16 protein-coding genes are annotated in these 25,735 nt (G+C 66.1%); 8 read left to right on the top strand and 8 right to left on the bottom strand.

Features of this window, described 5'->3' with window-relative positions:
• Positions 1-305: 305 nt before the first annotated feature.
• A complete protein-coding gene (locus JMY28_RS02220) occupies positions 306-1,469 on the top strand; it encodes an acyltransferase family protein (RefSeq protein WP_201694197.1) in 1,164 nt (387 codons plus the stop codon).
• A gap of 63 nt (positions 1,470-1,532) precedes the next feature.
• Here JMY28_RS02220 and JMY28_RS02215 read toward each other — a convergent pair whose 3' ends face one another.
• Complete coding sequence (locus JMY28_RS02215; RefSeq protein ID WP_236596655.1) at positions 1,533-2,843, bottom strand: glycosyltransferase; 1,311 nt, start codon at positions 2,841-2,843, stop codon at positions 1,533-1,535.
• A 346-nt stretch (positions 2,844-3,189) separates the two neighbouring features.
• Between JMY28_RS02215 and JMY28_RS02210 the strand changes: the two genes are divergently transcribed.
• Positions 3,190-4,437: an oligosaccharide flippase family protein gene (locus tag JMY28_RS02210; RefSeq protein ID WP_201694196.1), complete on the top strand. Its 1,248-nt coding sequence runs from the start codon at positions 3,190-3,192 to the stop codon at positions 4,435-4,437.
• Between the two features lie 20 nt (positions 4,438-4,457).
• On the opposite strand, the gene JMY28_RS02205 is transcribed toward JMY28_RS02210, so the two are convergent.
• On the bottom strand, positions 4,458-5,654 hold the full coding sequence (locus tag JMY28_RS02205; protein WP_201694195.1) for a glycosyltransferase: 1,197 nt from the start codon (positions 5,652-5,654) through the stop codon (positions 4,458-4,460).
• 403 nt (positions 5,655-6,057) lie between these two features.
• On the opposite strand from JMY28_RS02205, the gene JMY28_RS02200 reads away from it, so the two are divergent.
• Positions 6,058-6,993, top strand: a complete 936-nt coding sequence (locus JMY28_RS02200) for a glycosyltransferase family 2 protein (protein WP_236596654.1) — start codon at positions 6,058-6,060, stop codon at positions 6,991-6,993.
• A 57-nt stretch (positions 6,994-7,050) separates the two neighbouring features.
• Here JMY28_RS02200 and aroG read toward each other — a convergent pair whose 3' ends face one another.
• The 4 genes from aroG to JMY28_RS02180 all read right to left on the bottom strand — a co-directional run bounded on the left by aroG (position 7,051) and on the right by JMY28_RS02180 (position 15,589).
• A complete protein-coding gene (gene aroG, locus JMY28_RS02195; RefSeq protein WP_201694194.1) occupies positions 7,051-8,124 on the bottom strand; it encodes a 3-deoxy-7-phosphoheptulonate synthase AroG in 1,074 nt (357 codons plus the stop codon).
• A 442-nt stretch (positions 8,125-8,566) separates the two neighbouring features.
• Positions 8,567-10,033, bottom strand: coding sequence for a metalloprotease TldD (gene tldD, locus JMY28_RS02190; protein ID WP_201694193.1), 1,467 nt, complete (start codon positions 10,031-10,033; stop codon positions 8,567-8,569).
• A gap of 153 nt (positions 10,034-10,186) precedes the next feature.
• Positions 10,187-11,014 carry a carbon-nitrogen hydrolase family protein gene (locus JMY28_RS02185; protein WP_201694192.1) on the bottom strand — a complete coding sequence of 276 codons (828 nt, stop codon included), beginning with the start codon at positions 11,012-11,014 and terminating at the stop codon, positions 10,187-10,189.
• Positions 11,015-11,125: 111 nt separating this feature from the next.
• Positions 11,126-15,589 carry a YhdP family phospholipid transporter gene (locus tag JMY28_RS02180; RefSeq protein ID WP_201694191.1) on the bottom strand — a complete coding sequence of 1,488 codons (4,464 nt, stop codon included), beginning with the start codon at positions 15,587-15,589 and terminating at the stop codon, positions 11,126-11,128.
• A gap of 232 nt (positions 15,590-15,821) precedes the next feature.
• Between JMY28_RS02180 and glnE the strand changes: the two genes are divergently transcribed.
• Positions 15,822-18,737: a bifunctional [glutamate--ammonia ligase]-adenylyl-L-tyrosine phosphorylase/[glutamate--ammonia-ligase] adenylyltransferase gene (gene glnE, locus JMY28_RS02175; protein ID WP_201694592.1), complete on the top strand. Its 2,916-nt coding sequence runs from the start codon at positions 15,822-15,824 to the stop codon at positions 18,735-18,737.
• A gap of 57 nt (positions 18,738-18,794) precedes the next feature.
• Here the strand turns inward: glnE and recN are convergent, their stop codons facing one another.
• Together recN and JMY28_RS02165 are read right to left on the bottom strand one after the other, a co-directional pair.
• The gene (recN, locus tag JMY28_RS02170; protein ID WP_201694189.1) at positions 18,795-20,474 is read right to left on the bottom strand and encodes a DNA repair protein RecN; all 1,680 of its coding nucleotides are present in this window, start codon (positions 20,472-20,474) and stop codon (positions 18,795-18,797) included.
• Positions 20,475-20,568: 94 nt separating this feature from the next.
• On the bottom strand, positions 20,569-21,480 hold the full coding sequence (locus JMY28_RS02165; RefSeq protein ID WP_201694187.1) for an NAD kinase: 912 nt from the start codon (positions 21,478-21,480) through the stop codon (positions 20,569-20,571).
• Positions 21,481-21,713: 233 nt separating this feature from the next.
• Between JMY28_RS02165 and hrcA the strand changes: the two genes are divergently transcribed.
• The 4 genes from hrcA (at position 21,714) to grpE (ending at position 25,615) form a co-directional block, all read left to right on the top strand.
• Positions 21,714-22,730 (top strand): heat-inducible transcriptional repressor HrcA, encoded by a 1,017-nt coding sequence (hrcA, locus tag JMY28_RS02160; RefSeq protein ID WP_201694185.1) that lies wholly within the window; start codon positions 21,714-21,716, stop codon positions 22,728-22,730.
• Between the two features lie 217 nt (positions 22,731-22,947).
• Positions 22,948-24,015, top strand: a complete 1,068-nt coding sequence (gene hemH / locus JMY28_RS02155; RefSeq protein WP_201694183.1) for a ferrochelatase — start codon at positions 22,948-22,950, stop codon at positions 24,013-24,015.
• A 49-nt stretch (positions 24,016-24,064) separates the two neighbouring features.
• Positions 24,065-24,472, top strand: a complete 408-nt coding sequence (locus tag JMY28_RS02150; protein WP_201694181.1) for an RNA-binding S4 domain-containing protein — start codon at positions 24,065-24,067, stop codon at positions 24,470-24,472.
• Between the two features lie 552 nt (positions 24,473-25,024).
• The gene (gene grpE / locus JMY28_RS02145) at positions 25,025-25,615 is read left to right on the top strand and encodes a nucleotide exchange factor GrpE (protein WP_201694179.1); all 591 of its coding nucleotides are present in this window, start codon (positions 25,025-25,027) and stop codon (positions 25,613-25,615) included.
• Positions 25,616-25,735 lie beyond the last annotated feature (120 nt).

The following is a 25,735-nucleotide window of genomic DNA, read 5'->3' as shown; positions in this document are numbered from 1 at the left end:
CTCCCGGTGCGGTGCATAGGGTCGCATACGCTGCGCAAGATATATGCGCGCCGCACGCGTTGGCTCGACTCAATATAAAACGCCGCAAGTGGCTTGCGCATGCGCGTGGCGGGTAGCGGCAGGGTTGTGGCGGCAGGAAAAATATTCTGATCCGGCGTGTGGTTTCGCCCACACACCTGGCTGAGAACGGCGGGAACTTGGCGCACGCTGCACGGCGCCTGTGTTCAAGATGGGGCCGGCAGGAGTAAGTTTTTCATCGTCTGCCTTGCGGAAGAATCCGGCATGGACGTAGCGAGGGAAAGGTCATGAAGCTACTACATGGAGTGGGAGTGTCGACGAAAGGGCGTTCCGTCGAGCTCGACTTCGTGCGTGGCATCGCGATCTTTGTCGTGATGGGCTATCACTTCCACACGGTGCGCACAGGTCATCCGTGGGTGAGCGTGATCGAGTACCCGCTGAAAAGCTTCGGCCACGAAGGCGTGAACCTTTTCTTCACACTAAGCGGCTTTCTCGTGGGCGGCCTGCTGCTGCGCCAATACTCGCAAACGGGCCGCATCGGCGCGCGCCGTTTCATCGTACGGCGGATCTTCAAGATCTGGCCTGCGTACTACGCGCTGATTTTGTTTCACCTGCTAGCAGGCCGTCATCGGCCCGATACGTTCCTCTGGCAGAACCTCACTCACATGCAGAATTACTTCGGCACCTCCATTGCGCAAACGTGGAGCCTCGCTGTCGAAGAGCACTTTTATCTGTTCCTGCCCGCACTGCTGATCCTGCTCGCACACTTCCGGTTGCGCGCGAATGCGCTGATCGCCGTGATGGCCGGCCTCTGCGCGATCGTCTTGAGCGCGCGTTGCATCGCGGTATCGCACGGGGATCTCGTCGGCGCGTTCAACTACACGCAGTACCGCATGGACAGCCTGCTGATTGGCGTGATCCTCGCGACCGTCTACTGGATGAAGCCCGAAGTCTGGCGCATGCTCGTCGCGAAGAAGCGCTGGCTGTTCGGCGCGGTGGGGCTGCTCCTCGTCTGGCTCGTCTTCGCGACGCCCGATGTCGCGCTGGACGAGAGCATTGGCTACACGATTCAGGCCATCGGCTTTTGCGCGCTCATCATGCTCGTGCTCGAACATTCGGGCAGATTGCGCACGACGTGGTTGTATCGCGGGCTTGCGTGGCTCGGCGTGTACTCGTACGGCATTTATCTCTGGCATTCGCTCGCGCTCGCGCCCGGCGACTATCTGATTCACAAGACAAGCGCGCTCGGCGTGCCGCCGCTCGCCGCCTGGCTGGTCGTGATCGTCGCGCAGTTCTTCATCGCTACGGTGCTGGGCTATCTCACCACGCGCGCCGTCGAGTTCCCGTTCCTGCGTCTGCGCGAGGCGATGTTCCCCGACACGCGCAGGGCCGTCCCGGCCGACCGCCCCAACGCGGGCGCGGCGGACAACAAGATCGAAGGCGTTGCGTGAGCGGGTTGAACTGATTCGGCTTACTGAATAGTTGTCGATGTTGGTCCAAGCGTTTGCCTATGCTCACGCCATCGCGGCCTGCAGCGTGTGCTTGAACTGTGCGAGCGTGTGGCTTGACAGGAGGTGTTCGCCCGCGGGCTGCGCGGTATTCGATGCGCGCCAGCGCTGCGCGAGCGTATCGAGCGCGTGCGCGATCGTGGCGGGCTCGAGGTCGTCGAGGAGCGGGCCGAGCGCGCCGTCGCGGCAATACCAGCCAATCAGGCCGTCGGCGCTGGCCACCACGGGCTTGCCGAAGCGGTACGCCTGCACGAGTACGCCGCTCATGCCGTAGTGCTGCTTGTAGCCTAGCCACACGGCGTCGCAGGCGCTGAAGAGTTCGCGCTCCATCTCGTCGGAGATGAACTGGTTGAAGATCACCGGCGCGCTCGCGAGTCGCGGAGCGTGTGCGTCGATGAACGCGCGCGTTTCGTCATCCTGCTGGCCGGCGATCACGAGGCAGGGCGCGTCGGGCTTGTGCTCGAGCGCGAGCATCAGCTCGCGAATGCCCTTGCGCTCGCCGATCGCGCCGTACACGAGCAGGTAGCGCGTATGCGCGTCGAGCTTCAGTTGCTCGCGCGCGAGCAGCGGGTCCATGCCCTCGATTTCGGGAAACGGGTCAGCGAGATAGCTGAGCGGCGCGGCGCGCCGGGGCTTCGTGCTCGCGAACCAGTCGGGCAGCGTCGGGTCGATCGTGAAGAGTTCGCGCAGCCCGCGCGAGCGCATGGCGCGGCGAAACAGCGCCGACTTGGCCATGTCGACGAAGCGGCGGCGCGGCGTGCGCAAGCCGATGCCCGCGTGATGAAACGTCATGCCCATGATGATGGCGATCCACGGTGTCTCGCCGAATGGCGAGTCGAACCCCGCGAGCGTGTAGAAGAAGTAGTCGGCGTAGGGCGCCACGACGAGCCGTACGTCCATCGTTTTGCTGATCTGCCGGAAGGCGCGCGCATAGAAGTTGCGAAAGCGCATGTACACGCTCGCGGCGAAATGCGGGCCGGGCGGAACGGTATGCAGGTCGAGCAGCACGAGGCGCAGATCGGGCCGCGCTTCGCGCACGATGCGCTGCGCGAGCGGATGGTCCGCGTATTCCGTATCGGTGACCACGAGGCAGCGGTGCCCGGCTTCCACGCACGCCTGCGCGATCCACTCGACGTAGCGCCAGCGGTGGCCTGTGAAGTTCGGCTCGATGATGGCGATCCAGTCACCGCTTGCCGATGCGCGCTCGCCGGGTGGATCGGACATCACGAGCGTGTCGGCCTCGGCGTCGGATAGTGCGGCGGCGTCCGGGTTGTTGGGGGCGGCATTGCGATATCTGGCGATCGACACGTTTTCCATGCGGCAGGCCCGATGAGCATTATTACGAACAAAATAGCAGTGGTGCGCAAGCGGTATGCGCCAGATTGCGGGGTACGGTGGCCGAAAATGCCTGGGGATATGCCGATTGATTGAGTGTTCATGACGGGCGCGTCCCGTGCGCGGCCTCGACGCGGATGGCCGCCGCACGAATGCCGGCCCACGGATGCCGGCCCCGTCCGAATCCACCTGGTTGATGGCGCGTCGTGGCAGCTACGGCGCGGTAAGGTCCAGAACGGGTAACGAAAACGCGTTCTCAAACATGCTTGGAGCGAACTGGGAAAGGAGCTAAAGCTCCGGCTCAGGGATCGATAACAGGAGATGGATTTTGCGCGCCGTGCGGCTGCCAGCAATACCGATCAAGGCCGGCTTCGGACCCGGCGCGGCGACCTGGGTGCTGTTGCAGCAGGTCGTCGTGCGCGGTCTCGTGGCCGTCAAGTTCCTCGTGATCGGGCGCATTCTCGGGCCGTCCGCAATCGGTCTCGCGAGCGTCGCGCTGCTCGCGGTTGCGATTGCCGAATCCCTCTCCGACACCGGGCTCGCGCAAGCCGTGATCCAGGGCCAGTCGCCGCCAACGCGCGAGGAGGCCGGCGCCGTCTGGACCACGCTCGCCACGCGGGGCCTGCTGATCGGTGTGCTGCTCGTCGCGAGCGCGCCGCTCATGGACGCGCAGTTTCACCTCGGTGGCGCCATCGGGCTCGTGCAGCTTGCCGCGCTGCTGCCGCTCTTGCGCGGACTCGCCTCGCCCGCGTACTTCATCACGCAGCGCGAGCGCCACTTCCAGCATATTGCGGCGATCGAAGTTTCGTCTTCGTGTCTCGACTGCGGCTTCGGCATTGGGCTCGCACTCGCGGGTGCGGGTCCTTACTCGCTGCTGCTCGGCATGATGATCGGCGAGGCTTTCAAGAGCGTCGTGACATGGATCGTGCTCTCGCCGCGTCCGCCGATCCGGCTGCGCTGGTCGGGCATCGGCCATTACGTGGGTTTCAGCCGCTGGATCTGGGCAAGCAGCGTGATCATCCTCATCACCAACCAGTTCGACAAGGTGGTGGTGGGCAAGCTGCTCGGGCCGACACAACTGGGCGCCTGGCAGATGTCCTCGAAGCTCGCGCAGATGCTGCTTGCCGACGCCGCGCTTGCCCTCTCGCAGTATCTGTTTCCCACGTTCGCCGCGCATCATCGCGGCGGGCCGCAATCGGCCGCGCGTCTGTTCCGGCTGTATCTCATCGTGGCCGTGGCGGGGCTGGCGTGCGTGGTGATCGTGCTGCGTTTTGCCGCCGAGCCGCTCTTCTCGTTCGTGCTCGGCGCCGCGTGGCTGTCGGCCGTGCCGCTCTTTCGCATCTTCGTCATCAACATGGCGATCAGCGCGCTGAACTCAGTGCTCGCCTCGTATCTGCGCGCCGTTGGCGACGCGCGTGCCGTCACCGTCGCGTCGCTGCTCCAGGTCGTGACGCTCATCGTGTCCGTGCCGCCTTCGTTGCATCTGTTTGGCGTGACGGGCGTGGCATGGTCGATGACCTTCGGGCTGGCCTCGTGCGCGGCATGGATGCTGTTTCGCGTCTCGCGGCAGAAATAACCAGGGATTCCAGCAGCGATTCAAGCGCGCAGCGCTGCTTCGACGATCTCGGCGAGTTGATGGCCAAGCGTAGGCGAGTTGAGCTGGCAGTACACCGCATGCGCGGCGGCAGCGGCCGCGCGCATTTCGTCGGGCGGTATGGACCAGATGCGACGCAGCGTGGCGGCAAGCGCTTGCGTTCCGCCGTCGCGTCCGAAGAAAAAGCCGGAGCGGCCGTCCTCGACGTAGCCTGGTTCCGGGCCCATGTGCAGCGGCAGCCGGTCGTGCACGATGGGTGGCAGGCTCAACGCGAACATGTGCACGACGCTCAAGCCCGCCGATCCCGGATAGCAGCCCACGCGGCAGCGCCGGCTGATCGCCGCGATCGCGTCGTCGTCGAACACCGCGCCATACCAGACCACATAGCCGCGATCGCTGTACTTGCGCTTCAGGCGCTCGCCATGCTCGCCGTCGCCAATCACGTGGAGCGTGATGTCTTTGCCTTCGCCGTGGAGTTGGCCGACCACGTCGATGAGCGGTTCGATCTCCGAACCTTCGCGCAGCCTGCCAATGAAGAGGACGCCGCTTTCGACGCCCGTCTTGGTGGCGGGCTCCACACCGCACGAGACCGTGAGCGCGTTGTTCGCGACGACGAGCTTGGCGAGCGGGCAGCCGATGCCGACGAGCGAGCGCCGCGAAGCCTCGGTGTAGCAGACGTAGCGTACGGCGAGCGCGACCGCGAGGCGGTAGCAGACCGTGCGCATGAGTCCCGCGGACTCGTGCCGGTAGAGTCCCTGGCCGTGAATCAATACGGGCACGCGCATCACGCGCCCGGCGAGGAGCGCAAGCCACAGCGAGAGATAGCGAACGTCTGCAAAGATCAGGACTGCATCGGGACGTTCTAAAACGATGCGGCTTAGCACGCGGTTTTGCATGCGGATACGCCGCGAGGGCAGGCCCGCGAAACTCGCGATATGCGTTTCGATGAATTCGTCGCAGGCGGGTTTCTCGCGCGAAAAGCCGTTGGCTTCCACGCCTTCGGAGCACGCGAAGACTTTGACGGAAAAAAGACGATTGAGCGACTCGATGACTTCGATGCGATAGCGCGCGATCAACGGTTGCACGTAGAAAACCACTGGGCGTTTGCGCCGCGCGCCGGATTCGGTTTCGCAAACCGTCGTGCCCGGAGAGATGATCTCGTGTTCCACCGGCTGGCTCCGACGTGTCGACACAGTCATGTTGAGAGGATCTTTTCGGGGGACGGTTCAGTCGGTCATATTTGCGCAAAGCTCTTTTAGCAGTTGTAGCCGAGTCTTATCAAAAGAGGAATCCGAAAATTGCTATTGAACGATTCTCACGGGAGGTGCTGCGCTATGGATGATGCGTAATCGATAAAAGCGCGGAAAAGGTGCCATAAATGCGAAATTCATTAACGAAAAGAGCGGCGGTAAAAGGTGCGTAAATGTGCACGCGGCGGACAACGCGCACACAGCGTCCACATGCATGATCGTTCACAAACAGTTGGAATCAGTCGTTGAGTAGATCGTTTCGGACAACTTGAATCCGGCCCGACTGGCAGCGCGCGGGCCTCGTGCTAACCTCGACCGGAGTCGAAGCGACCACCGGAATGCGGAGAAACCGATGCCAACGCTCGCAACCAATGATCTCGCGTCTTCCACGGCCCCGAACGGCGAGAAGGCGCGCATGCGCGTCGCGGTGGTCATCGCGACCAAGGGGCGGCCAACAGCGACCGCATGGGTCGTGCGTCTGCTCGCGCGGCAAACGGTGCGCCCGGATCAGATCATCTTCTCGGGGAGCAGCGCAGACGACATTGGGCCATACGATGCCGACGGTTTGCGCGTGAACGAAATCATCGGCACGGCGGGTTCGAGCGTGCAGCGCAATCGCGCGCTCGATGCGCTCGCACCGGACATCGACGTCGTGATCTTCCTTGACGACGACTTCGCGCCCGAACGGCACTGGATCGAGCTTTGTGTGGAGCTGTTCGAGAGCGACGCGAATCTCGTGGGTTTTTCGGGCCGCACGCTGCGCGACGGCGCGAACACGGAGCCAATCGCATGGGAAGAAGCCGTCGAACTCGTGGACGGCGCGCAAGCCGAGGTGATGCAGCGTCCGCCGCTGCGGCCCTGCGTGGAACTGTATGGATGCAACATGGCGTGCCGCGCGCAGGCTATCGCCGATCTGCGCTTCGACGAGCGTCTCGTGCTGTACGGCTGGCTGGAAGATAAAGACTTCTCGCGGCGCCTTGCGCGCCGGGGTGGGGTCGTGTACTGCGACTATCTGCTGGGCGTCCACCTCGGGCTGCGAGGCGGCCGCGTGTCGGGGCGGCGCTTCGGCTATTCGCAGGTGGTCAACGCCATGTACCTGTGCAACAAGGGCGTGATGTCGCGCAAGGAGGCGACCAGCAACATCCTGCGCGCGCTGAGCATGAATTGCGTGAAGTCGGTGCGCCCGGAAGCGCATCTCGACCGGCGCGGCAGGCTCATCGGCAACGTGATCGGGATTGCCGATCTGTGCATCGGCGCGGTGCGGCCCGAGCGCGCAGCGCGGCTGTGAATTCACGCGCAGCGCGGCTCTAAGTGAGCGCGCCGCGCGCTCCAGACGCTACCGCGCTCAGTTGCCCGAGCCGCGCGCGATGCGGCGCTGCTTCACAGCTTGCGCGAGCCCTTCTAGTACGCCCACGCTTTCGTCCCAGCCAATGCACGCATCGGTGATGCTCTGGCCGTAGGTCAGCTCACAGCCTTCCTTCAGGTCCTGGCGGCCCGCCACGAGGTGCGACTCCACCATCACACCGACGATGCGCTCGTCGCCCGACGCCACCTGGCGGCCAATATCGGCGCACACGGGAATCTGGTTCTCGTGCTTCTTCGAGCTGTTTGCGTGGCTCGCGTCGATCATGAGGCGAGCGGCGAGACCCGCCTTGCCGATGTCGCTGCATGCGGCGTTCACGCTTTCCGAGTCGTAGTTCGGCGTCTTGCCGCCACGCAGAATCACATGGCAGTCCTCATTGCCTGCGGTCGAGACGATAGCCGAGTGGCCGCCCTTCGTCACCGAGAGGAAATGGTGTGGCTGCGAGGCGGCCTTGATGGCGTCAACGGCGATCTTCACGTTGCCGTCCGTGCCGTTCTTGAAGCCGACCGGGCACGACAGCCCCGAAGCCAGCTCGCGGTGCACCTGCGATTCCGTTGTGCGCGCACCGATCGCGCCCCACGAGATCAGGTCGGCGATGTACTGCGGGCTGATCATGTCGAGGTATTCGGTGCCGGCGGGCAGGCCCAGCTCGTTGATCGAGACGAGCAACTCGCGCGCGGTGCGCAGACCGTCGTTGATCTTGAAGCTGTTGTCGAGGAACGGATCGTTGATGAGGCCCTTCCAGCCCACCGTCGTGCGCGGCTTCTCGAAGTACACGCGCATCACGATCTCGAGCTCGTTCTTGAAGCGATTGCGCTCTTCCACGAGTTTCTTCGCGTAATCGACCGCGGCCTTGGTGTCGTGAATCGAGCACGGCCCGACGATGACGATCAGGCGGTCGTCCATGCCGTGCAGGATACGGTGCATGGCGCGGCGCGATTCGAAGATCAGCGTGGAGGCGGCTTCCGAGCAGGGGAATTCGCGGATCAGGTGAGCGGGCGGCGTGAGTTCCTTGAGTTCGCGAATGCGGACATCGTCGGTGTTGTGCGGGGGCATGTCGTTTTCTCCTGATCCTGTGCGTAGCGTGCGTCGCGTGGACGGTGCTTCAAAAAATCGGTTAGATGAAGTTAAGGCTCTGGGTTAAGTCGCCACGGGCTAAGGGCGAAAAAAAACCGCCAGGCTTGGCTGGCGGTTTCTCGTGTGTTCGGGGTTCTGCGCGTACTATCAACCCTCTCGATCCGCCAGCGGTCTGAGATACCAAAAGAAGTAAAAATAAAACTTCGTGGCGAACATGGCGGTCGGTGTCTGAACGTTGTGACTTCGGTTCGTTACGTCGAAAAGGGTGATTGCCTTTATAACCCGGGCTTCTCGTGGCTGGCAAGCGGGCTGCGGCAAAAAAGCGGACTATCTGCGAAAAATATGGCTCGTGTGCAGAAAATCCGCGCGGCGATGCGGATTTTCCGCATCGCCGCGCATGGAGTACGCGCCAGCGTAGGTCTTAAACCGTGCCGCCCACCGTCATGCGGTCGATGCGCAGCGTCGGCTGGCCTACGCCCACCGGCACGCTCTGACCCTCCTTGCCGCACACGCCCACGCCCGAGTCCAGACGCATGTCGTTGCCGATCATGCTCACGTACTTGAGCGATTCCGGGCCGCTGCCAATGAGCGTCGCGCCCTTCACGGGGTAGGTGACCTTACCGTTCTCGATCATGTAGGCCTCGGAAGCCGAGAACACGAACTTGCCGTTCGTGATGTCCACCTGGCCGCCGCCGAAGTTCACGGCATAAAGGCCATTCTTCACCGAGCTAATGATCTCCTGCGGATCCTTGTCGCCGTTGAGCATGTACGTGTTGGTCATGCGCGGCATAGGCAGCGCGGCGTAGGACTCGCGGCGCGCGTTGCCCGTTACGGGCATCTTCATGAGGCGCGCGTTGAGCGAGTCCTGAATGTAGCCCTTGAGAATGCCGTCTTCGATCAGCGTCGTGCACTGGGTCGGGTTGCCTTCGTCGTCGATGTTCAACGACCCGCGGCGGTTGGGCAGCGTGCCGTCGTCCACCACCGTCACGCCCTTCGCGGCCACGCGCTCGCCAATTCGCCCCGCGAACGCCGACGAACCTTTGCGGTTGAAGTCGCCTTCGAGACCGTGGCCGATCGCCTCGTGCAGCAGCACTCCGGGCCAGCCCGGGCCGAGTACGACGGTCATCGCGCCGGCGGGCGCCGGGCGCGCTTCGAGGTTCACGAGCGCGGCGTGCACGGCGTCGTCCACGTACTTCGACAGGATATCGTCGGTGAAATAGGCGTAGTCGTAGCGGCCGCCGCCGCCGCCGTTGCCGATTTCGCGGCGACCGTTCTGCTCGGCGATGACCGTGACAGAAACGCGCACGAGCGGACGGATGTCGGCGGCGAGCGCGCCGTCGCTGCGCGCGACGAGCACCACGTCGTACTCGCCCGCGAGCGCGGCCATGACCTGGGTGATGCGCGGGTCGCGCCCGCGCGCCATCTCTTCGATGCGCTCGAGCAGCTTCACCTTTTCGGTGGCGTCGAGCGAGGAGAGCGGGTCGGACGGCAGGTAGAGATCGCGGCCCGCAATGCCGGTGAGCGACTTCGCCACCTGGATCTTCTGCTTGCCGCCGCCGGTCTTCGCGATCGAGCGCGTGGCGATGGCAGCCTGCCGGATCGCTTCGGGCGAGAGGTCGTCGGAGTAGGCGAAAGCGGTGCGCTCGCCGGACACGGCGCGCACGCCGACGCCCTGATCGATGCTGAAGCTGCCCGACTTGACGATGCCTTCCTCAAGGCTCCAGGCCTCGCTGCGCGTGGTCTGGAAGTAGAGGTCGGCGTAGTCGATGCGGTGCGTGAAGATCTCGCCGAGCGTGCGCGTGAGCACTGCCTCGTCGAGGCCGTAGGGCGTGAGGAGCAGGTCCTTCGCGGTCGCCAGATTGCGGATGCCGGGTTCGATGATGTTCATGCGCTCTTTGGGATCAATCGATGAGTCTGTCAATGGAGATTCGGGCGCGGTGCTGCGAAATCAAGCGCCCTGAACGTGGAATCCGCGTGGAATTCGCGTGAAATTCGGTGGTATTCATGCGCGGCGTGCCAGGGGTGCCATTCATCACGCGAGTCACGCGCAGTCGAGCACGCGGTGCCGCCACGCGGGCAGGCTCGCGCGCACGCTGGCGATACGTTCGAGATCGATGTCGCCGGCCACTACTCCCGCGCCTTCGTCGCGTACCGCGACGATCTCGCCCCACGGGTCGATCAGCATGCTTTGGCCCCAGGTGCGCCGGCCGTTCTCGTGCTTGCCGCCTTGCGCCGCGGCGAGCACGTAGCACTGGTTCTCGATCGCGCGGGCGCGCAGCAGGATTTCCCAGTGCGCCTTGCCGGTGGTGTAAGTGAACGCGGAAGGCACGACCATCAGCGCGCAGTCGCCCATGCGCCGGTACAGCTCGGGAAAGCGCAGATCGTAGCAGACCGAGAGACCAACACGGCCGAACGGCGCCTCGAAGGTGCGCACCTCGGCGCCGGGCCGGATCGTGCGCGCTTCGTCGAATGATTCGGCGCCTTTTTCGAAGTTAAAGAGGTGGATCTTGTCGTAGCGCGCGCGCTCCTCGCCGCTCGGGTCGAACACGAGCGTGGTGTTGAGCACGCGCGTTTCTTCGGGCGCTTTCAGCGGCAAGGTGCCGCCGATCACCCAGACGCCATGGCGCTTCGCCGCATCCGCGAGAAAGCGCTGAATGGGCCCGTCGCCGTGGGGCTCGCGGATCGCGAGCTTGTCGCTGTCCTTGTGACCCATGAAGCAAAAATATTCGGGCAGCAACACGAGGCGCGCGCCGGCGGCGGCGGCCTCGGCGATCAGCTTGTCCGCTTCGGCGAGATTGCGTTCGCGCTCGGGCGTGCTAACCATCTGCAGCGCGGCTACGCGAAACGGGTCGAGAGGGGGAGCGCTCATCGGCAGATCTTGAATGGGTTCGGGGTGCATGGCGCGCATAGCGCGTGCCCGCGGCGCGGGCCACCTGTGCGCAATTCGCTGCGTAACTTAGTGGGCAACTCAGTGGGCAGCTTAGTGCGCTGCGGCCGGCGTCTGCGCGTCCATCTTACCCTGATCGCCATGCAGCCGCTCAACGTGCGGTTTGGCCCACGGGCCCGTGATCGCGAAGTCCATCGCGAACGCGTGCTCTAGCGTATGCGAGAGCACGACGTCGCCGATCAGCGCGCCGAGGCCGAAGAGCGGATTGATGATGGCCGCCGCGACCACGCCCGCGCCCGCGCTGACCGTCGGCACCACGTGGACGCGCAGGTCCTGGGTTTCGTGCGCGAGGTCCACGCTGCCCGCCATCGTCGCGCGCGCGGGGGCGGTGACGAGCTTGAAGTCGTTGGTGCTGCCAATGCCGTTCTGGATCTGCGCGGTGGCCGTCGCGCTCGTGAAGGGCAAGCCTTCGCCGATGATGTCGCGGAAGTCCGTCGTTGCGAAGCGCGCGAGGCTCTGCAGGCTCAGCACGCCAAGCAGCCTCGCCACGCCCGGATCGACCTTGAGGATCTGGCCGTGACGCAGGTCGAGCGCGAGGTTGCCGTTGAGCGACGGGAAGTCGATGCGCGTGGGCCCGCCTTGCCACGCCAGGTTGCCCGAGAGCGTGCCCGAGCCGTTCTTGAGCACGTGCGGCTTACCGGCGCGTAGGAGCAGCGCGCCGGCGTCCTTGATGTCGAGATGGAAGTCGAGCGTAGTGCGGCGCGGCGTTTGCATGCCGGCGGCGGCCGAGTCGTCGCCGGCGGCCGTGTCGCCCACCGCGCGCCAGTTTTCCGTGGCGGTGAGGTGGGCGTCCGGGTTGCTGATGTCGAGCTGGTCGAGCTGCCAGACGGGCACGCCGTTGTCGTCGAAGTTGTGCGCGTTCACCTGCAAACGGCCGAGATCGCGATCGCGCACGATGAGCTGGTTCACGACGAGGTCGATCGACGGCATGTTCTGCGCCGGTTGCGACATCGCCTGGCCGAGCAGGTCGTTTTCGGTGGCGGCGGGTACGGTGAGTCGAGCGAGCCGCGCTTCGAGCGTGCCGGGCGCGCCCGGCACGGCGCCCGGCTTCCATGCGACGTGGCCCGAGACCTGGTTGGAGGCGACGTTCGCTTGCCATTCGTTGCCGCGCTCGCCCGTGCGCGACGCGCCGAGCACGACGTTCTCCCAGTGGCGCTTGAGCAGTGTGAGCGTGCCGACGTGGACGGCGAAGCGCGACGGCAGGAACTGGCCGACCGCGCCCTCGGGGGCGAGCGGGGACGAGGCGGCGGTGGGCGCGGCCGGCGCTGCCGTGGCGGCAGTCGTGGCCGGCGCCGGGCTTTGCGGCGCGGCAGCGGGGTTGACCGCCGCCGATTCGGAGGCGGCGGCCGGGGCCGCATTTTGAGCTTGTCTGTCTGCCGCCCTTTCTGCCGCGGTTCGCGGTGGAGGAACCGGCGCGGCCGCCGTGCGCGCGGGCGTCGAGCCCTGGGCTTGCGCTGCTGCCGTTCCGCGCATCTGCTGCACCACGGCACGCCAGGCGTCGGCGTCGAAAGTGGGCAGATCGACGGCGGCGGTCACGCCTTCCGAGGGCAGATCCGCCGGCCGGTTCATACCGATTGCGCCGCGCACCACTTCGGGTACGTGACCGGGATGGCGGCGCATCACGTAACGCGCGGCAAGCGGCCCGAGCGTGAGCTCTGCATGTTCGAAGGCGGCGTCGTCGGCCTTGGCGTCGGTGCCGGTGACGGATTCGGCGGGCGCGCCCGTGCCCGGCTGCAATTCGAAGTTCAGCGGCATCGGCGTGCCGGCCGCCTTGCCGAACGGCGCGGGCAGGTCGAGCGCGAGGCCGGTGAGATCGGCGTTGGCCTTCACGTCGGGCAGGCGGCCGCGTTGGCCGGCCACCGAAAGCGAGTAAGGCGCCGCGCCCGAAAGGCGCCCGACTGCCGCCGCCGCCATGCCGTGCAGGTTCAGGCCGCGCGCCGCATCGACCGCCACGTCGCCCGCCACGTTCACTGCATAGTGCCCGTCGTCGCGCATCCCGCCGCTTGCGCGCAGGTCGCCGCCGAGGAAGCGAGCCGTGAGTCGGTCGACATTGGCGCTGTGGTTCGTGAAACGCACCCGGCCGGTGAGGTTCGAAACCGGCGGCACGTTCTTCGCCCTGAGCGTGTTGTTCTCGAAGCCGATGGCGCCCGCGAGCAGCACCTTCGGCATCGGATGGCGCGGGATCGTGAGCTTGAGCGCGAGCGTGGACTGCCCTTGCGCCTGCACCTTCGCGGTGGCGTGTTTCGAGATGTAGCCGATCGAGCTGTTGTCCGCGTAGTCGAGCAGGTCCGCGAGCGGACCGCGCCCGCTGCCCTCGATCACGATATCGGAGCCCTTGACGCCCAGCTCTTCGATGCGCCCACTCACGTTGCGCAGCACGAAGTTGCGATAGTGGCCGCGATCGACGTCGAAGCGCAGCTTGTTCTCATGCAGCTTGAAGATGCCGTCGATGCCGTCGAATGCCGGCCAGACGTTCGGCGCGCCGTTGCGCATCTTGCGCGGCGGGAACGGCGACGGGTCGAAGCGCCCGCCCGTGAACGGCGCGACGATGCGGAACTGGCCCGCGTCGGGGTCGCGCGAGTAGGGGAATTTGGTGAGGTCACCGTGGATCTCGATCGTCGCGCCCTTCGACATGCCCGCCTGCAGGCCGTGGCCGAGATAGATGCGCGTCTTCTCGGTGATGGCGGTGGGCAGGTAACGCGGAATGGCCTTGACCTTGGCCTCGTCGAAGTGCGCGACGAGGTCGAGCGAGCCACGCCCCTTGCCGGGATTCGTGTAGTGCGCGGTCATCTTCGCGCGTGCGTCGGCGTTCTCCACGCCCAGGTTCGCGACATCGACAGTGAACGCCTTCAGCCGGTTGCCGGGCTCGCGCTCGGCGGCCACGGTCCATTTGGCCGCGCCGTAGAGCCGGTCGAACGTGAGGCGCGGATTGTCGAACACGCCGGGCAGCGTGATGGCCACGTTGGCCGTGTCGAGGTCGATCGTGCCGCGCGACTCGTCGGCGTCGATGTGTCCCCAGAGGTTCTCGACTCCCGGCAGGCCCGCGCGCGGATGGCCGCGCGGCGTGAGGCCCGGCCCCGGCTCCTGCGCGTTCACGCTGATGCCTTGCAGGTCGCCCTTGAAGCGATAGTGCGTGACCGGCTCGACGCTCGTGGAGCGCTGTTCGGCGGCCGCTTCCCCCGACTCGGGCTTCGCGCGCTCGAGGGAGAGATCGTAGTTCGCCACCATCCCACGCGGGTCGAAGCGCACGAGCGCGCCTTGCACGCGCCCGGGCAGCGGCAGCGCGCGCATGAAGTCGGCGAGGATGCCGAGATCGATGCGGTCGCCGTGCACGCTCATCAACTGGCCATGCTGGAGCGTTTGCTGGCGAAAGCGCGCGTCGAGCGTGGTGAGCGCGAGCGAGCGCGTGAGCGGCGTGCCGTCGTCGAGCGGCGGCTGGCCGAGTTCGGCGTGGAAGTCGCGCAGCTTGAGCGTGTAGTCGCCGGGCTGAATGCCCAGGCTCCAGTGGAAGCTCGCGACCGGCAGGTCGAGCAGCGGCTGCGTGGGCCGCGTGCGCAGCGAAATGTTCGCTCCTTCTAGCGCGCCGCTCGCCTCGAGAATGCGCCCGTTCGAGAAGTGAGCCCAGATCGAGTTGTCGATGCGCCCGGCGAAGGTGGCGATCGGGAAGTTGATATAGCGCGCGAGCGTGGGCAGATCGACGGGGCCGGTCGAGAGGTAGGTGTCGCCCGTCCAGCTGATCGGCTTGCCGGCCTGCGCGGAGTGCGCGTGCGTGAAGTGCGCGCGGAAGTCGAGCGGGCCGTGCAGCACGGTGCCCTCGGCCGGCGCCTGGAGCGCGACGCGGTGGTCGTAGCCGTCGTTGAGAATCGCAAGGCGGATGTGCGAGAGCGCGAGGTCGGGCACGTCGCGCGTGGCGTCGTGCCAGTGCAGCGTGCCGCCGCGCAGCACGATCGCCTGCTGGCGCATGAGCCAGGTCGTGAAGGTGGCGTTGCCCGTGTGCGCGGTGGGTACCGGCACGCCCGCCACGGTGAGCGTGCCGTCGTCCTCGCGCGAGAGGTGCACGTCGGGCTGCTCGACCACGATGCTCGAGAGCAGCGGTTCGAGCAGCACGACCGAGCGCCACGACACCGACGCCGTGGCGTGCGGCACGTCGAGCGCGATGTTGCCGTGGCGGTCGCGAATCGTCAGATCGGTGACGTCGATGCCGGGCTGGAAGCCAGACCAATGCGGCGCGAGCCGGCCGATGCGGAATTCGGCGTGAATCTTCGAGGAGACGAGCTGCTCGATGCGCGGACGGAAGTTGTCCACGTACGGCAGCACGACGTAGCGCAGCCCGAGCAGCAGGACCGAGACGATGAAATACAGGACGAGCGCGATGATCGCCAGCACGCGCAGCGTGTGGCGCAGGACCGGATGATGATGGTGCGGACCCCCTGGCTCGGTAGCCTGGCTGGCATGTCCAGATTGGGGTAGGCCGGCGTGATCGTTTCGCTCGGACATGCTGCGGCGGGTGCGGTATGGTAGCGTTGCGTTCTAACGACGAAATGTATCACAGAGGGCCGTCAAACCGCCCATCCGGGGAAGCCGGGATGGCCGTGCGGCGCGTGACACGCATGATTTTTTGCACTGCAGCGCCGCCTATGCCGGACGCATCGGCCAGGCGGGAAGCGCGAGCCGGTGGGCCGTACGTGCGGTGCGTGCGTAGTGCGGGGCGAACCCTCGCGGTCGAACCATCGATATCGGCATCGTCGCATCGACACCGTCATCAACCCAGGCGCGCGCAACGAAACAACAGCGGACAGCGAGCCTTCCCGGCAAGCAGCATTTCATGACCGACATCCCCCTTCTGAGTTCCAGCTATTCCCGTTATGCCGCACGTGCTTGCGCCGCGCGTCCCGAACTGGCGGCACAGGTCGAGGCGCTGGCCGCCGCGCCGCTCTCGCGCGAGCGCATCGTCGCGCGGCTCGACGCGTTGAGCGGGCAACTGCTTGCCGCAGCAAACGCTGCACCCGGCACGCCGCTGAACGACGAGCAGTTGAAGAAAGTCCTGCGCCAGTTGCGTGTGGAAGTGATCTGCGCCGTGATGGAGCGCGATCTCGGCGGCGTGGCCGACGTCGCCGAAGTCACCGGCAGCATGACCGATCTCGCCGAAGTCACGATCCAGCGCGCGCTCGCCTGCGTGAGCGCCGATCTCGAGACGCTCTTCGGCGAGCCGCGCGGCCCGAACGGCGAGCGCCTCACGCTCGGCGTGGTGGGCATGGGCAAGCTGGGCGGGCGCGAACTGAACGTTTCGTCGGACATAGACCTGATCTTCGTGTACGAGGACGACGGCGAAACCACGGGCGGCCAGCGCTCGCCCATCGCCACGCAGGACTTCTTCACGCGCGTGGGCAAGCGCTTGATCGCCGCGTTGAGTGACGTGACGGCCGATGGCTTCGTGTTTCGCGTCGACATGCGCCTGCGCCCGAACGGCGATTCCGGGCCGCTCGTGTGCAGCCTCGGCATGCTCGAAGAGTACTTCTACGTGCAGGGCCGCGAGTGGGAGCGCTATGCGTGGATCAAGGGCCGCCTCGTTTCCGAAGACGAGAGCGATAGCGCGCTGCGTCTCGCGCGCCAGCTCGATTCGCTCGTGAAGCCGTTTGTTTACCGGCGCTATCTGGACTTCGGCGTGATCAGCGCGATCCGCTCGCTGCACCTGCAGATCCGCCAGGAAGCGCAGCGGCGCGCCATGATGCGCCCCGACAAGGCCGACGACATCAAGCTCGGGCGTGGCGGGATTCGCGAGATCGAATTCAGCGCCCAGGTGTTCCAGCTCATTCGCGGCGGCCAGGACGCGGGCTTTCGCGTGCGTCCAACGCTCGCCGTGCTCGGCTACGCCGCCGCGCGCGGACTGATCGCGCCCGAGGTGTGCGGCGAGCTCACGCGCGCCTACAACTTTCTGCGCAACCTTGAGCATCGCCTGCAGTATCGCGACGATGCGCAAACGCACGCCATGCCCGTTGACGCGGAGGAGCGCGCCGCGCTCGCGAAATCGATGGGCTTTGCCGACTACGCCGCGCTGATGACGGCGCTCGATGGCCACCGCGACAAGGTCGAGCGCCAGTTCGTGCAGATCTTCTCCGACAAGGTGGGCGGCGAGGGCGGCTGCAGCGCCTCCGAAGACGGCGCGGCGGCGTGGGTGTGGAGCGGCGCGCTCGCGGAAGAGGGTGCCGACGGCGATCTGCTCGAACGTCTCACGCAGCTGGGCATCGACGACCCGGCGCCGCTGCTCGCGCGCCTGCGCGGGCTGTGGCAGTCGTCGCGCTACGCGGGCTTGCCCGAGAAGAGCCGCGAGCGCTTCGACAGCGTCGCGCAGCGCGCGCTCGAGGCCGCACGGACTCTCGAGCCGCGCGAGCGGCGCGGCGACACGCTCGCGCGTATGTTCGACTTGCTCGAAGCCGTGATCCGGCGCGGCGCGTATCTCGCGCTGCTCTGCGAATATCCCGATGCGCTCAACCGCGTGCTCAAGGTGCTGGGCGGGTCGCGTTGGGCGGCGGGCTACCTGATCCGCCATCCGCAACTGCTCGACGAACTGCTCGACGACGAGGCGATGGCCACGCCCTTCGACTGGCCCGAGTTCTCGCGCCTCTTGCGCGCGCGCCTTGCCGCCGCCGCCGACGTCGAGCAACAGATGGATCTGCTGCGCCACGCGCACCAGGCTGAGGTGTTCCGCATCCTCCTCAACGACCTCGCGGGACGCCTCTCGGTAGAGCATGTGAGCGACCGGCTCTCCGAGCTTGCCGACGCCGTGCTCGACGTGACCATCGAGACCGTGTGGAAGCAGTTCCCGAGGCGCCATCGCGACGTGCCGCGCTTCGCGGCGATCGCCTACGGGAAGCTTGGCGGCAAGGAACTGGGCTACGCGTCGGACCTCGACATCATTTTTCTGTACGAAGACGAGGACGAGCGCGCCTCGGAAATTTACGCGACCTTCGCGCGCCGCCTCATCAGTTGGCTCACCACGTCCACGGGTGCGGGCACGCTGTTCGACGTCGATCTGCGCTTGCGGCCGAACGGCGAGTCGGGGCTGCTCGTGACCGACCTCGACGCGTTCCGCCGCTACCAGCTGCGCGAAGGCGACGCCGCGAACACGGCGTGGGTCTGGGAGCACCAGGCGCTCACGCGCGCGCGCTTCTCGGCCGGTGACGCTGCGATCGGCAGCGCCTTCGAGGCGATCCGCGTACAGGTGCTGACCACGCCGCGCGACGCCGCTCCGCTCGCGAAGGAAATCGTGGAGATGCGCCAGCGCGTGGAAGACGGGCACCCGAACCGCACCGAACTCTTCGACCTGAAGCATGATCGCGGCGGCATGGTGGACATCGAGTTTCTCGTGCAGTACTGGGTGCTGCTGCACGCGGCGCAGGACCCCGAGCTGATCCGCAATACGGGCAATATCGCGCTGCTGCGCGAGGTGTCGCGCTTCGGGCTCATGAGCGAGGACGAGGCCGAGACGATAGGCTCGGCGTACCGGCTTTATCGCAAGCTGCAGCACCAGTTGCGGCTGGACGGCATGGAGAAGGCGCGAGTGGATCCGGCGCGCGTGGAGCGCGAGCGCGAGGCGGTGCTGGCGTTGTGGAAGCGGGTGTTTGGGGAGCGCGGGGAGGCTTAGGGCGAGTGCCCTAAGCGCCAATGGCTGGTGCGCCTGTTGCGTGAGGCGCAGTCTCGCTCAAGCCGCCAGCATTTCCTTCGCGTGCCGCCGCGTGGTCGCGGTAATCTCCAGGCCGCCCAACATGCGCGCGACTTCTTCCACCCGGCCGCCCTTGTCGAGCGGCGTGACGGCCGAGACCGTGCCGCCGTTGCCGTCGCCGGACTTCGCCACCTGGAGGTGGTGATCGCCGCGCGCCGCTACCTGCGGCAAGTGCGTGACGCACAGCACCTGGCGCGCGCGCCCGAGCTGGTGCAGCAAGCGCCCGACCACTTCGGCTACGCCGCCGCCGATGCCCGTATCGACTTCGTCGAAGATCAGCGTGGGCGTGGGGCTAGCCGCGCTCGCGATCACGGCGAGCGCGAGGCTGATGCGCGCGAGTTCGCCGCCCGAGGCGATCTTCGCGAGCGGGCGCAGCGGCACGCCGGCATGGCCCGCCACGCGGAATTCGATCTGCTCCAGACCGTGCGCGCCGCCGATCGGCTCGCCGCTCGAGCTGCTGCCAAGCGCCACGAGCGCGACTTCGAAGCTGCCGCCCGCCATCGACAGTTCCTGCATGCCCTGCGTCACCGCCGCGCCGAGCGCCTTCGCCGCCTTGGCGCGCGCCTTCGAAAGCTGGCGCGCCTGCACGAGATACGCCTCCTGCGCCTTCTGCTCGACGGCGCGCAGGCCGTCGAGATCGGACGCGGCGTCGAGCGCCGCGAGTTGCTGGCGGCGTGCCGCGTGTTCCTCGGGCAGCGCCTCTGCATGGAGGCGGAACTTGCGCGCCGTCGAATGCAGCGCGTCGAGGCGCCGCTCAACCTGCGCGAGATGTTGCGGATCGAGATCGAGACGTTGCGCGTAATGCGAGAGCGAGTACGCCGCTTCCTGAATCTGGATCGCGGCCGGTTCGAGCGCCGCAAGCGCGTCGTTGAGCTCGGCGTCGACCTCGGCGAGCCCGCGCAGCTTCGAGAGGATCGAGTTCAGCTGCGAAAGCATCGCCTCGTCGGATTCGGATAACGCCGCGAGCGCGCCTTGCACGCCTTCGATCAGGTTGGCCGAGTTCGAAAGCCGTACGTGCTCCGCGTTCACTTCTTCCCATTCGCCCGGCTGCGGCGCGAGCTTGTCGAGTTCGGCGAGCTGCCACGCGAGGCGCTCGCGCTCGAGCTGCAGCTCGCGGTCGCGCGACATGGCGCTTTGCAGCGCGAGACGTGCGTCGCGCGCCTCGCGCCACGCGCGCGTGACGGTGGTGGCGAGATCCGTGAGGCCTGCGTGCGTGTCGAACAGTTCGCGCTGTGCGTCGGGGCGCATGAGCAGTTGGTGCGCATGCTGGCCGTGGATGTCCACGAGCATTTCGCCCAGCTCGCGCAGTTGCGCGAGCGTGGCGGGCGTTCCGTTGATGAAGGCGCGCGAGCGTCCGCCGCTGTCCACCACGCGGCGCATCATGACGGTGTGCTCGCCGTCCCCGTTCGTGAGCGCCTGCTCGTCGAGCCAATGCGCCGCGTGCGCCGGCACATCGAATTCGGCGGTGATGTCGGCGCGGCTCTCGCCCGTGCGCACGACGCTCGCGTCGGCGCGCGTGCCGAGCGTGAGGGCGAGGGCGTCGATCAGAATCGACTTGCCCGCGCCCGTTTCGCCGGAAAACACGGTGAAGCCGCTATCGAATTCGAGGTCGAGCGCCGCGACGATCACGAAGTCGCGAATCGAGAGATGGCGAAGCATGGCGTCTGGTTCTGCTTTTTTGGTTGGCTTTGACTACCGTGGGACTGCTGGCTGCAGGGCAACGTACGCGCGCGCTTCACGCGAAGACGCGAGTTTAGTCCTCCGGATCGTTCTGCAGCGAGGGGTGCTCGTTCCAGTGCAGCTTCTTGCGCAGCGTGCGGAAGTAGCTGTAGCCGACCGGGTGCAGGAAGGGCACGGTGTGACGCGAGCGACGCACCTCGATTACGTCGTTCAGTTCCAGCGCCGTGAACGACTGCATGTCGAAGTTCACGTTGACGTCGCGGCCCGCCACGATCTGGATGCTCACCTTGGAGTCGTCGGGCAGCACGATCGGGCGGTTCGAGAGCGCGTGCGGCGCGATCGGCACGAGCACGATGCCTTGCAGCTGCGGATGCAGGATCGGCCCCTGCGACGACAGCGCGTAAGCGGTCGAGCCGGTGGGTGTCGCGACGATCAAACCGTCCGAGCGCTGGTTGTACATGAAGCGGCCATCCACGTTTACGCGCAGTTCGGCCATGCCCGAAAAGCCGCTACGGTTCACGACCACGTCGTTGAAGGCGAGCGCGTGGTAGATCGGGTCGCCGTCGCGCGTGATGCGCGACTCCAGCAGCGAACGCTCTTCGCGCTCGAACGAGCCCGCGAGCAGTTGCGGCACGACCTCCTGCATTTCGGAAAACGCGATGTCGGTAATGAAGCCGAGACGCCCGTGGTTGATGCCGATAAGCGGCGTGCGGTAGGGCGCGAGCTGGCGGCCGATGCCGAGCATCGTGCCGTCGCCGCCGAGCACGACGGCCACGTCCGCGCGCGCGCCGATTTCGGCGGGCTGCAGCGCGGGATAGCCTTGCGCGCCGATTTCCTCTGCGGTCTGCGCTTCGAACACGACCTCGAAGCCGCGCTTCGCGATGGTCTGAGCGAGCGCCGTCAGCGGCTCGGCGATGCCTGGCGTATTGCTGCGCCCAACGAGCGCAACAGTCTTGAACTGGCTCTGGATCTTCTGGATCTGCATGCCGGCATTACACCATAGTCACGTCGCGAAAAGAACCTGGCGCAGACCGGGGCAGGCCCGCCCGGCCTTGCGCGCCGCGCCTTGCGGCCCGAAGCCCGTGACACGGCGATGACAACCTGCGAGGTATCGTGCGAAGTACCAGGCCGCCTCGCCCTGAGCCGCGGACTTGCCCGCGCGGCCCGGTCTGGCGGCGCACTCGCGGCCAACCCGCTGTTAGGCTAAAATTTTGAGTCATGCTAGATCCCCGCGCACAAACCCTCCTCAAGACGCTGATCGAGCGCTACATCGCCGAAGGTCAGCCGGTCGGCTCGCGCACGCTATCGCGCTATTCCGGCCTGGAGTTGAGCCCGGCGACGATCCGCAACGTCTTGTCGGACCTCGAGGAGCTGGGTCTCGTGTCCAGCCCGCATACTTCGGCCGGGCGTGTGCCCACGCCGCGCGGCTATCGCCTGTTCGTCGACACCATGCTCACCGTCGAGCCCAGCTCCGACGACGCGCTCACGCGCGCGGTGAAGACCACGCTGCGTCCCGGCGAGCCGCAAAAAGTGGTGGCGGCGGCCGCCAGCGTGCTCTCGAACCTCTCGCAGTTCGCGGGCGTGGTGCTGACGCCCCGGCGCAGCCACGTGTTCAAGCAGATCGAGTTCATGCGCCTGTCCGACAAGCGCATCCTGCTTATCATCGTGACGCCCGAAGGCGACGTGCAGAACCGCATCATGGCGACACAGCGCGACTTCACGCCTTCCGAGCTCATCGAAGCCTCGAATTACATCAACGCGCACTTCGCGGGCCTGTCGTTCGACGAGGTGCGCCGCCGCCTGCGCGAGGAAATCGACGCGCTGCGCGGCGACATGACGACGCTCATGCACGCGGCCGTGACCGCGAGCACCGAAGAGCCCGAAGGCGGCGACACCTTGCTCATTTCCGGCGAGCGCAACCTGCTCGAAGTGGCCGATCTTTCGTCGGACATGGCGCGCCTGCGCAAGCTCTTCGACGTGTTCGACCAGAAAACCAGCCTCCTGCAGCTGCTCGACGTCTCGAGCCACGCCCAGGGCGTGCAGATTTTCATTGGCGGCGAGTCGCAACTCGTACCGATCGAGGAAATGAGCGTGGTGACGGCACCCTACGAGGTAAACGGCAAGATTGTCGGCACGCTCGGCGTGATCGGGCCGACGCGCATGGCGTATAACCGGGTGATCCCGATCGTCGACATCACCGCGCGCCTGCTCTCGCTCACGCTCAGCCAGAACTGAGCGCCGCATCGGCCAGCGGGCACACCTGCCTTCCCAACGATCATCCCTGAAAGCCATGGCGCGCGCCATCGGCCGAATGGCCAACGAAGGGCGAACGAAGGGCCAGCTTCAGGCAACCCGCGCTGGCGCGGGTCGGTTTGGCCCGCCAGGGGCGCCCGCTATAATGCTTGTTTCGTGCAACCGTTGCTGCGCACTCGCGCGGCGCCACTGATCGCCTATGCGTTTCGACCTGGAGCGGCCTTCGCAGTCCGCCGCGGCGCATCGCGTCGCCGTGCTGCTCATCAACCTGGGTACGCCGGACGCGCCCACGCCGCGCGCTGTGCGCCGCTATCTCGCGCAGTTTCTCTCCGATCCGCGCGTGGTCGAGATTCCGGCGCCGATCTGGCAGGTCATCCTGCGCGCGCTGATCCTGCCGTTCCGCGGCCGTTCGTCGGCGAAGAAGTACGCGGCGGTTTGGACGCCCGAAGGCTCGCCGCTGCGTGTGCACACGCAAAAGCAGGCCGAAGGCCTGCGCCATCTGCTGCAGATCAACGACTACACGGTCCTCGTCGATTACGCGATGCGCTACGGCACGCCCGACATCCCGGCGATACTGAACCAGCTCAAGCTGGCGGGCGCGGAACGCATCCTGCTCATGCCGATGTACCCCCAGTACTCGGCGTCGACCACGGCCACGGCGTTCGACGCGGCTTTCGCCGCGTTGGGCCGCATGCGTAACCAGCCGGAAATCCGCACGGTGCGCGGCTATCACGACCATCCGGCGTATATCGCGGCGCTCGCGGCCCAGGTGCATCAGTACTGGCACGCGCACGGCAAGCCCAATTTCGCGGCGGGCGACCGCCTCGTGCTGAGTTTTCACGGCGTGCCAAGCCGTACGCTCGATCTGGGCGACCCGTACCACGACCAGTGCCAGCAAACGGCCGCGCTGCTCACGCACGCGCTGGAGCTGACGCCGGTTGAATGCCGGGTGACGTTCCAGTCGCGCTTTGGGCGAGCGCAGTGGCTGCAGCCGTACACGGCGCCCACGCTGCGGGAACTGGGCGCGGGCGGCGTGCGCCGCGCAGATGTGTTCTGCCCCGGTTTCACGGCGGATTGCCTTGAAACCATCGAGGAAATCGGCATGGAAGTGCGCGACGAATTCCTGCACGGCGGTGGCAAGGAATTCCACCGCATCCCCTGCCTGAACGCTTCGCACGCGTGGATCGCGGCGCTGGGCGAGATCGTTGCGCAACACCTGCAGGGCTGGCCTGTGCAGGCCGCGGCGCCGGCTGGCGCAGTGGCCTGATACAGCGGATTGACCCAGCGAACTGAGCGGTGCATCCGGAAAGCTTCTGATGAACTACAAAATTTCGACTGAACCTGGTGCGCGGCTGCGCATCGACAAATGGCTATGGGCGGCGCGCTTCTTCAAGACGCGCTCGCTTGCCTCGGACGCCGTGGGCAAGGGGCGCGTGCGCATTGGCGGCGACGCCGTGAAGGCGTCGAAGGACGTGCGCGTGGGCGACCTCGTCGAAATCGAGATCGAGCACGTGGTGTGGGAAGTGCAAGTGCTGGGAATATGCGAAGTGCGCGGCCCCGCCAGCATCGCGCAGACGCTCTATGCGGAAACCGAAGCCGGGCGCGCGAGGCGCGCGGCGGAACAGGACCGGCGCCGGCTCTTTCGCGAACCGGCTGCCGTGTTGCAAGGCAGGCCGACCAAGCGCGACCGCCGCACTATCGACAAACTTTCGCGTGAGGGTTGAAGAGCGCTTCCATCGTAGCGTGCACGCCTCCGTATTCCGTCGTGTTTTCGTTCACGGCGCCCGACATGCAGATGGTCGTAGTTCCGGCGATGAGTACCAGCGCGACCACCGATATGGCAAAGGTCAGTTTCACGGTACTCCCCTTGGGATCGCAGCAAAACGGCCAGTTTCGAGGCCCGGTTAGCGTTTTTATGTGCGGCGAAGCCGCTGAAAAATTTGCTGAGCGCGGGCCCATTCGGTGCGGTGCCGGGCTCAGGGTAAACGCGCCACGAGCAGCACCTGTTCCTGAGTGTAGGTCAGGGATGTCCCTTACTCAATTTCATTTTTGCCGCGCTGCAGTAATGGTTGTAACCGGCGGTTTCGCGGCTTTGATCTCTGTATAAAAAAGCCGCGCGAGCCCCTTGAAACAAGCGATCCGGCACCCATGTGCTGTCGCAATGTACAAAGCCTCCGTCGTGCCGGCGCAACGGGCGTCGGCGTAGCGGAGAGGGCCGCGAAATGTGGCGCCCGCGGCTTTGTTCCCTTTTTCACTATTCACCGATGTTCAGCGACATGGAAAACACGCAAGAGAACCCGACGAGCCAGAACCCCACGCCCGCGGACGAGGCGTCGCAAGCAGCAGCCCAGCCGCAAGCGGCTGACGCGGCCGAGCAGGCAGCCCAAGGCGGCGTGGACCAGAACGCTGCGGCGCTTGCCGAAGCCGCACTGGCCGAAGCCCAGGCTAAGGTCGCAGAATTGCAGGACGCATTCGTGCGCGCCAAGGCCGAGACGGAGAACGTCCGCCGCCGCGCCCAGGAAGACGTCGCCAAAGCGCACAAGTTCGCAATCGAAAACTTCGCCGAGCATCTGCTGCCGGTGGTCGACAGCCTCGAAGCCGCGCTCGCCCATAACTCGGACGACCTTGCCAAGGTCAACGAAGGCGTCGAGCTCACACTCAAGCAACTGACCGGCGCGCTCGAGAAGGGCAAGGTCCTCGCCATCAACCCCGTTGGCGAGAAGTTCGACCCGCACCGTCACCAGGCCATCTCGATGGTGCCGTCCGAGCAGGAAGCGAACACGGTGGTCAACGTGCTGCAAAAGGGCTATGTGATCGCCGACCGCGTGCTGCGTCCGGCGCTCGTGACCGTTTCGGCACCGAAGTAAGAAAACTGTAAGAAGCGCGGCGGCCAGAAGGTACCAAAAGGCACCAAAAGGGCCCCACGATTGAAAAAAATGATGGAACGCATAGCCCAAACCCCTTGAAATTGCCGTAACGGCACTTAT

This window comes from Paraburkholderia hiiakae (assembly GCF_904848665.1).
Lineage (GTDB): Bacteria > Pseudomonadota > Gammaproteobacteria > Burkholderiales > Burkholderiaceae > Paraburkholderia > Paraburkholderia hiiakae.
The sequence above is the reverse complement of the archived record's forward strand: the minus strand, read 5'-3'. Positions and strand labels throughout refer to the sequence as shown.

Bases quoted from the DNA above. Each gene is read 5' to 3' on its own strand.
- JMY28_RS02150 (WP_201694181.1), top strand. From the start codon at position 24,065: ATGAACTACAAAATTTCGACTGAACCTGGTGCGCGGCTGCGCATCGAC.
- JMY28_RS02205 (WP_201694195.1), bottom strand. From the start codon at position 5,654: ATGACTGTGTCGACACGTCGGAGCCAGCCGGTGGAACACGAGATCATC.
- aroG (WP_201694194.1), bottom strand. From the start codon at position 8,124: ATGCCCCCGCACAACACCGACGATGTCCGCATTCGCGAACTCAAGGAA.
- JMY28_RS02185 (WP_201694192.1), bottom strand. From the start codon at position 11,014: ATGAGCGCTCCCCCTCTCGACCCGTTTCGCGTAGCCGCGCTGCAGATG.
- tldD (WP_201694193.1), bottom strand. From the start codon at position 10,033: ATGAACATCATCGAACCCGGCATCCGCAATCTGGCGACCGCGAAGGAC.
- hrcA (WP_201694185.1), top strand. From the start codon at position 21,714: ATGCTAGATCCCCGCGCACAAACCCTCCTCAAGACGCTGATCGAGCGC.
- JMY28_RS02200 (WP_236596654.1), top strand. From the start codon at position 6,058: ATGCCAACGCTCGCAACCAATGATCTCGCGTCTTCCACGGCCCCGAAC.
- grpE (WP_201694179.1), top strand. From the start codon at position 25,025: ATGGAAAACACGCAAGAGAACCCGACGAGCCAGAACCCCACGCCCGCG.
- JMY28_RS02180 (WP_201694191.1), bottom strand. From the start codon at position 15,589: ATGTCCGAGCGAAACGATCACGCCGGCCTACCCCAATCTGGACATGCC.
- JMY28_RS02165 (WP_201694187.1), bottom strand. From the start codon at position 21,480: ATGCAGATCCAGAAGATCCAGAGCCAGTTCAAGACTGTTGCGCTCGTT.
- hemH (WP_201694183.1), top strand. From the start codon at position 22,948: ATGCGTTTCGACCTGGAGCGGCCTTCGCAGTCCGCCGCGGCGCATCGC.
- JMY28_RS02215 (WP_236596655.1), bottom strand. From the start codon at position 2,843: ATGGAAAACGTGTCGATCGCCAGATATCGCAATGCCGCCCCCAACAAC.
- recN (WP_201694189.1), bottom strand. From the start codon at position 20,474: ATGCTTCGCCATCTCTCGATTCGCGACTTCGTGATCGTCGCGGCGCTC.
- JMY28_RS02220 (WP_201694197.1), top strand. From the start codon at position 306: ATGAAGCTACTACATGGAGTGGGAGTGTCGACGAAAGGGCGTTCCGTC.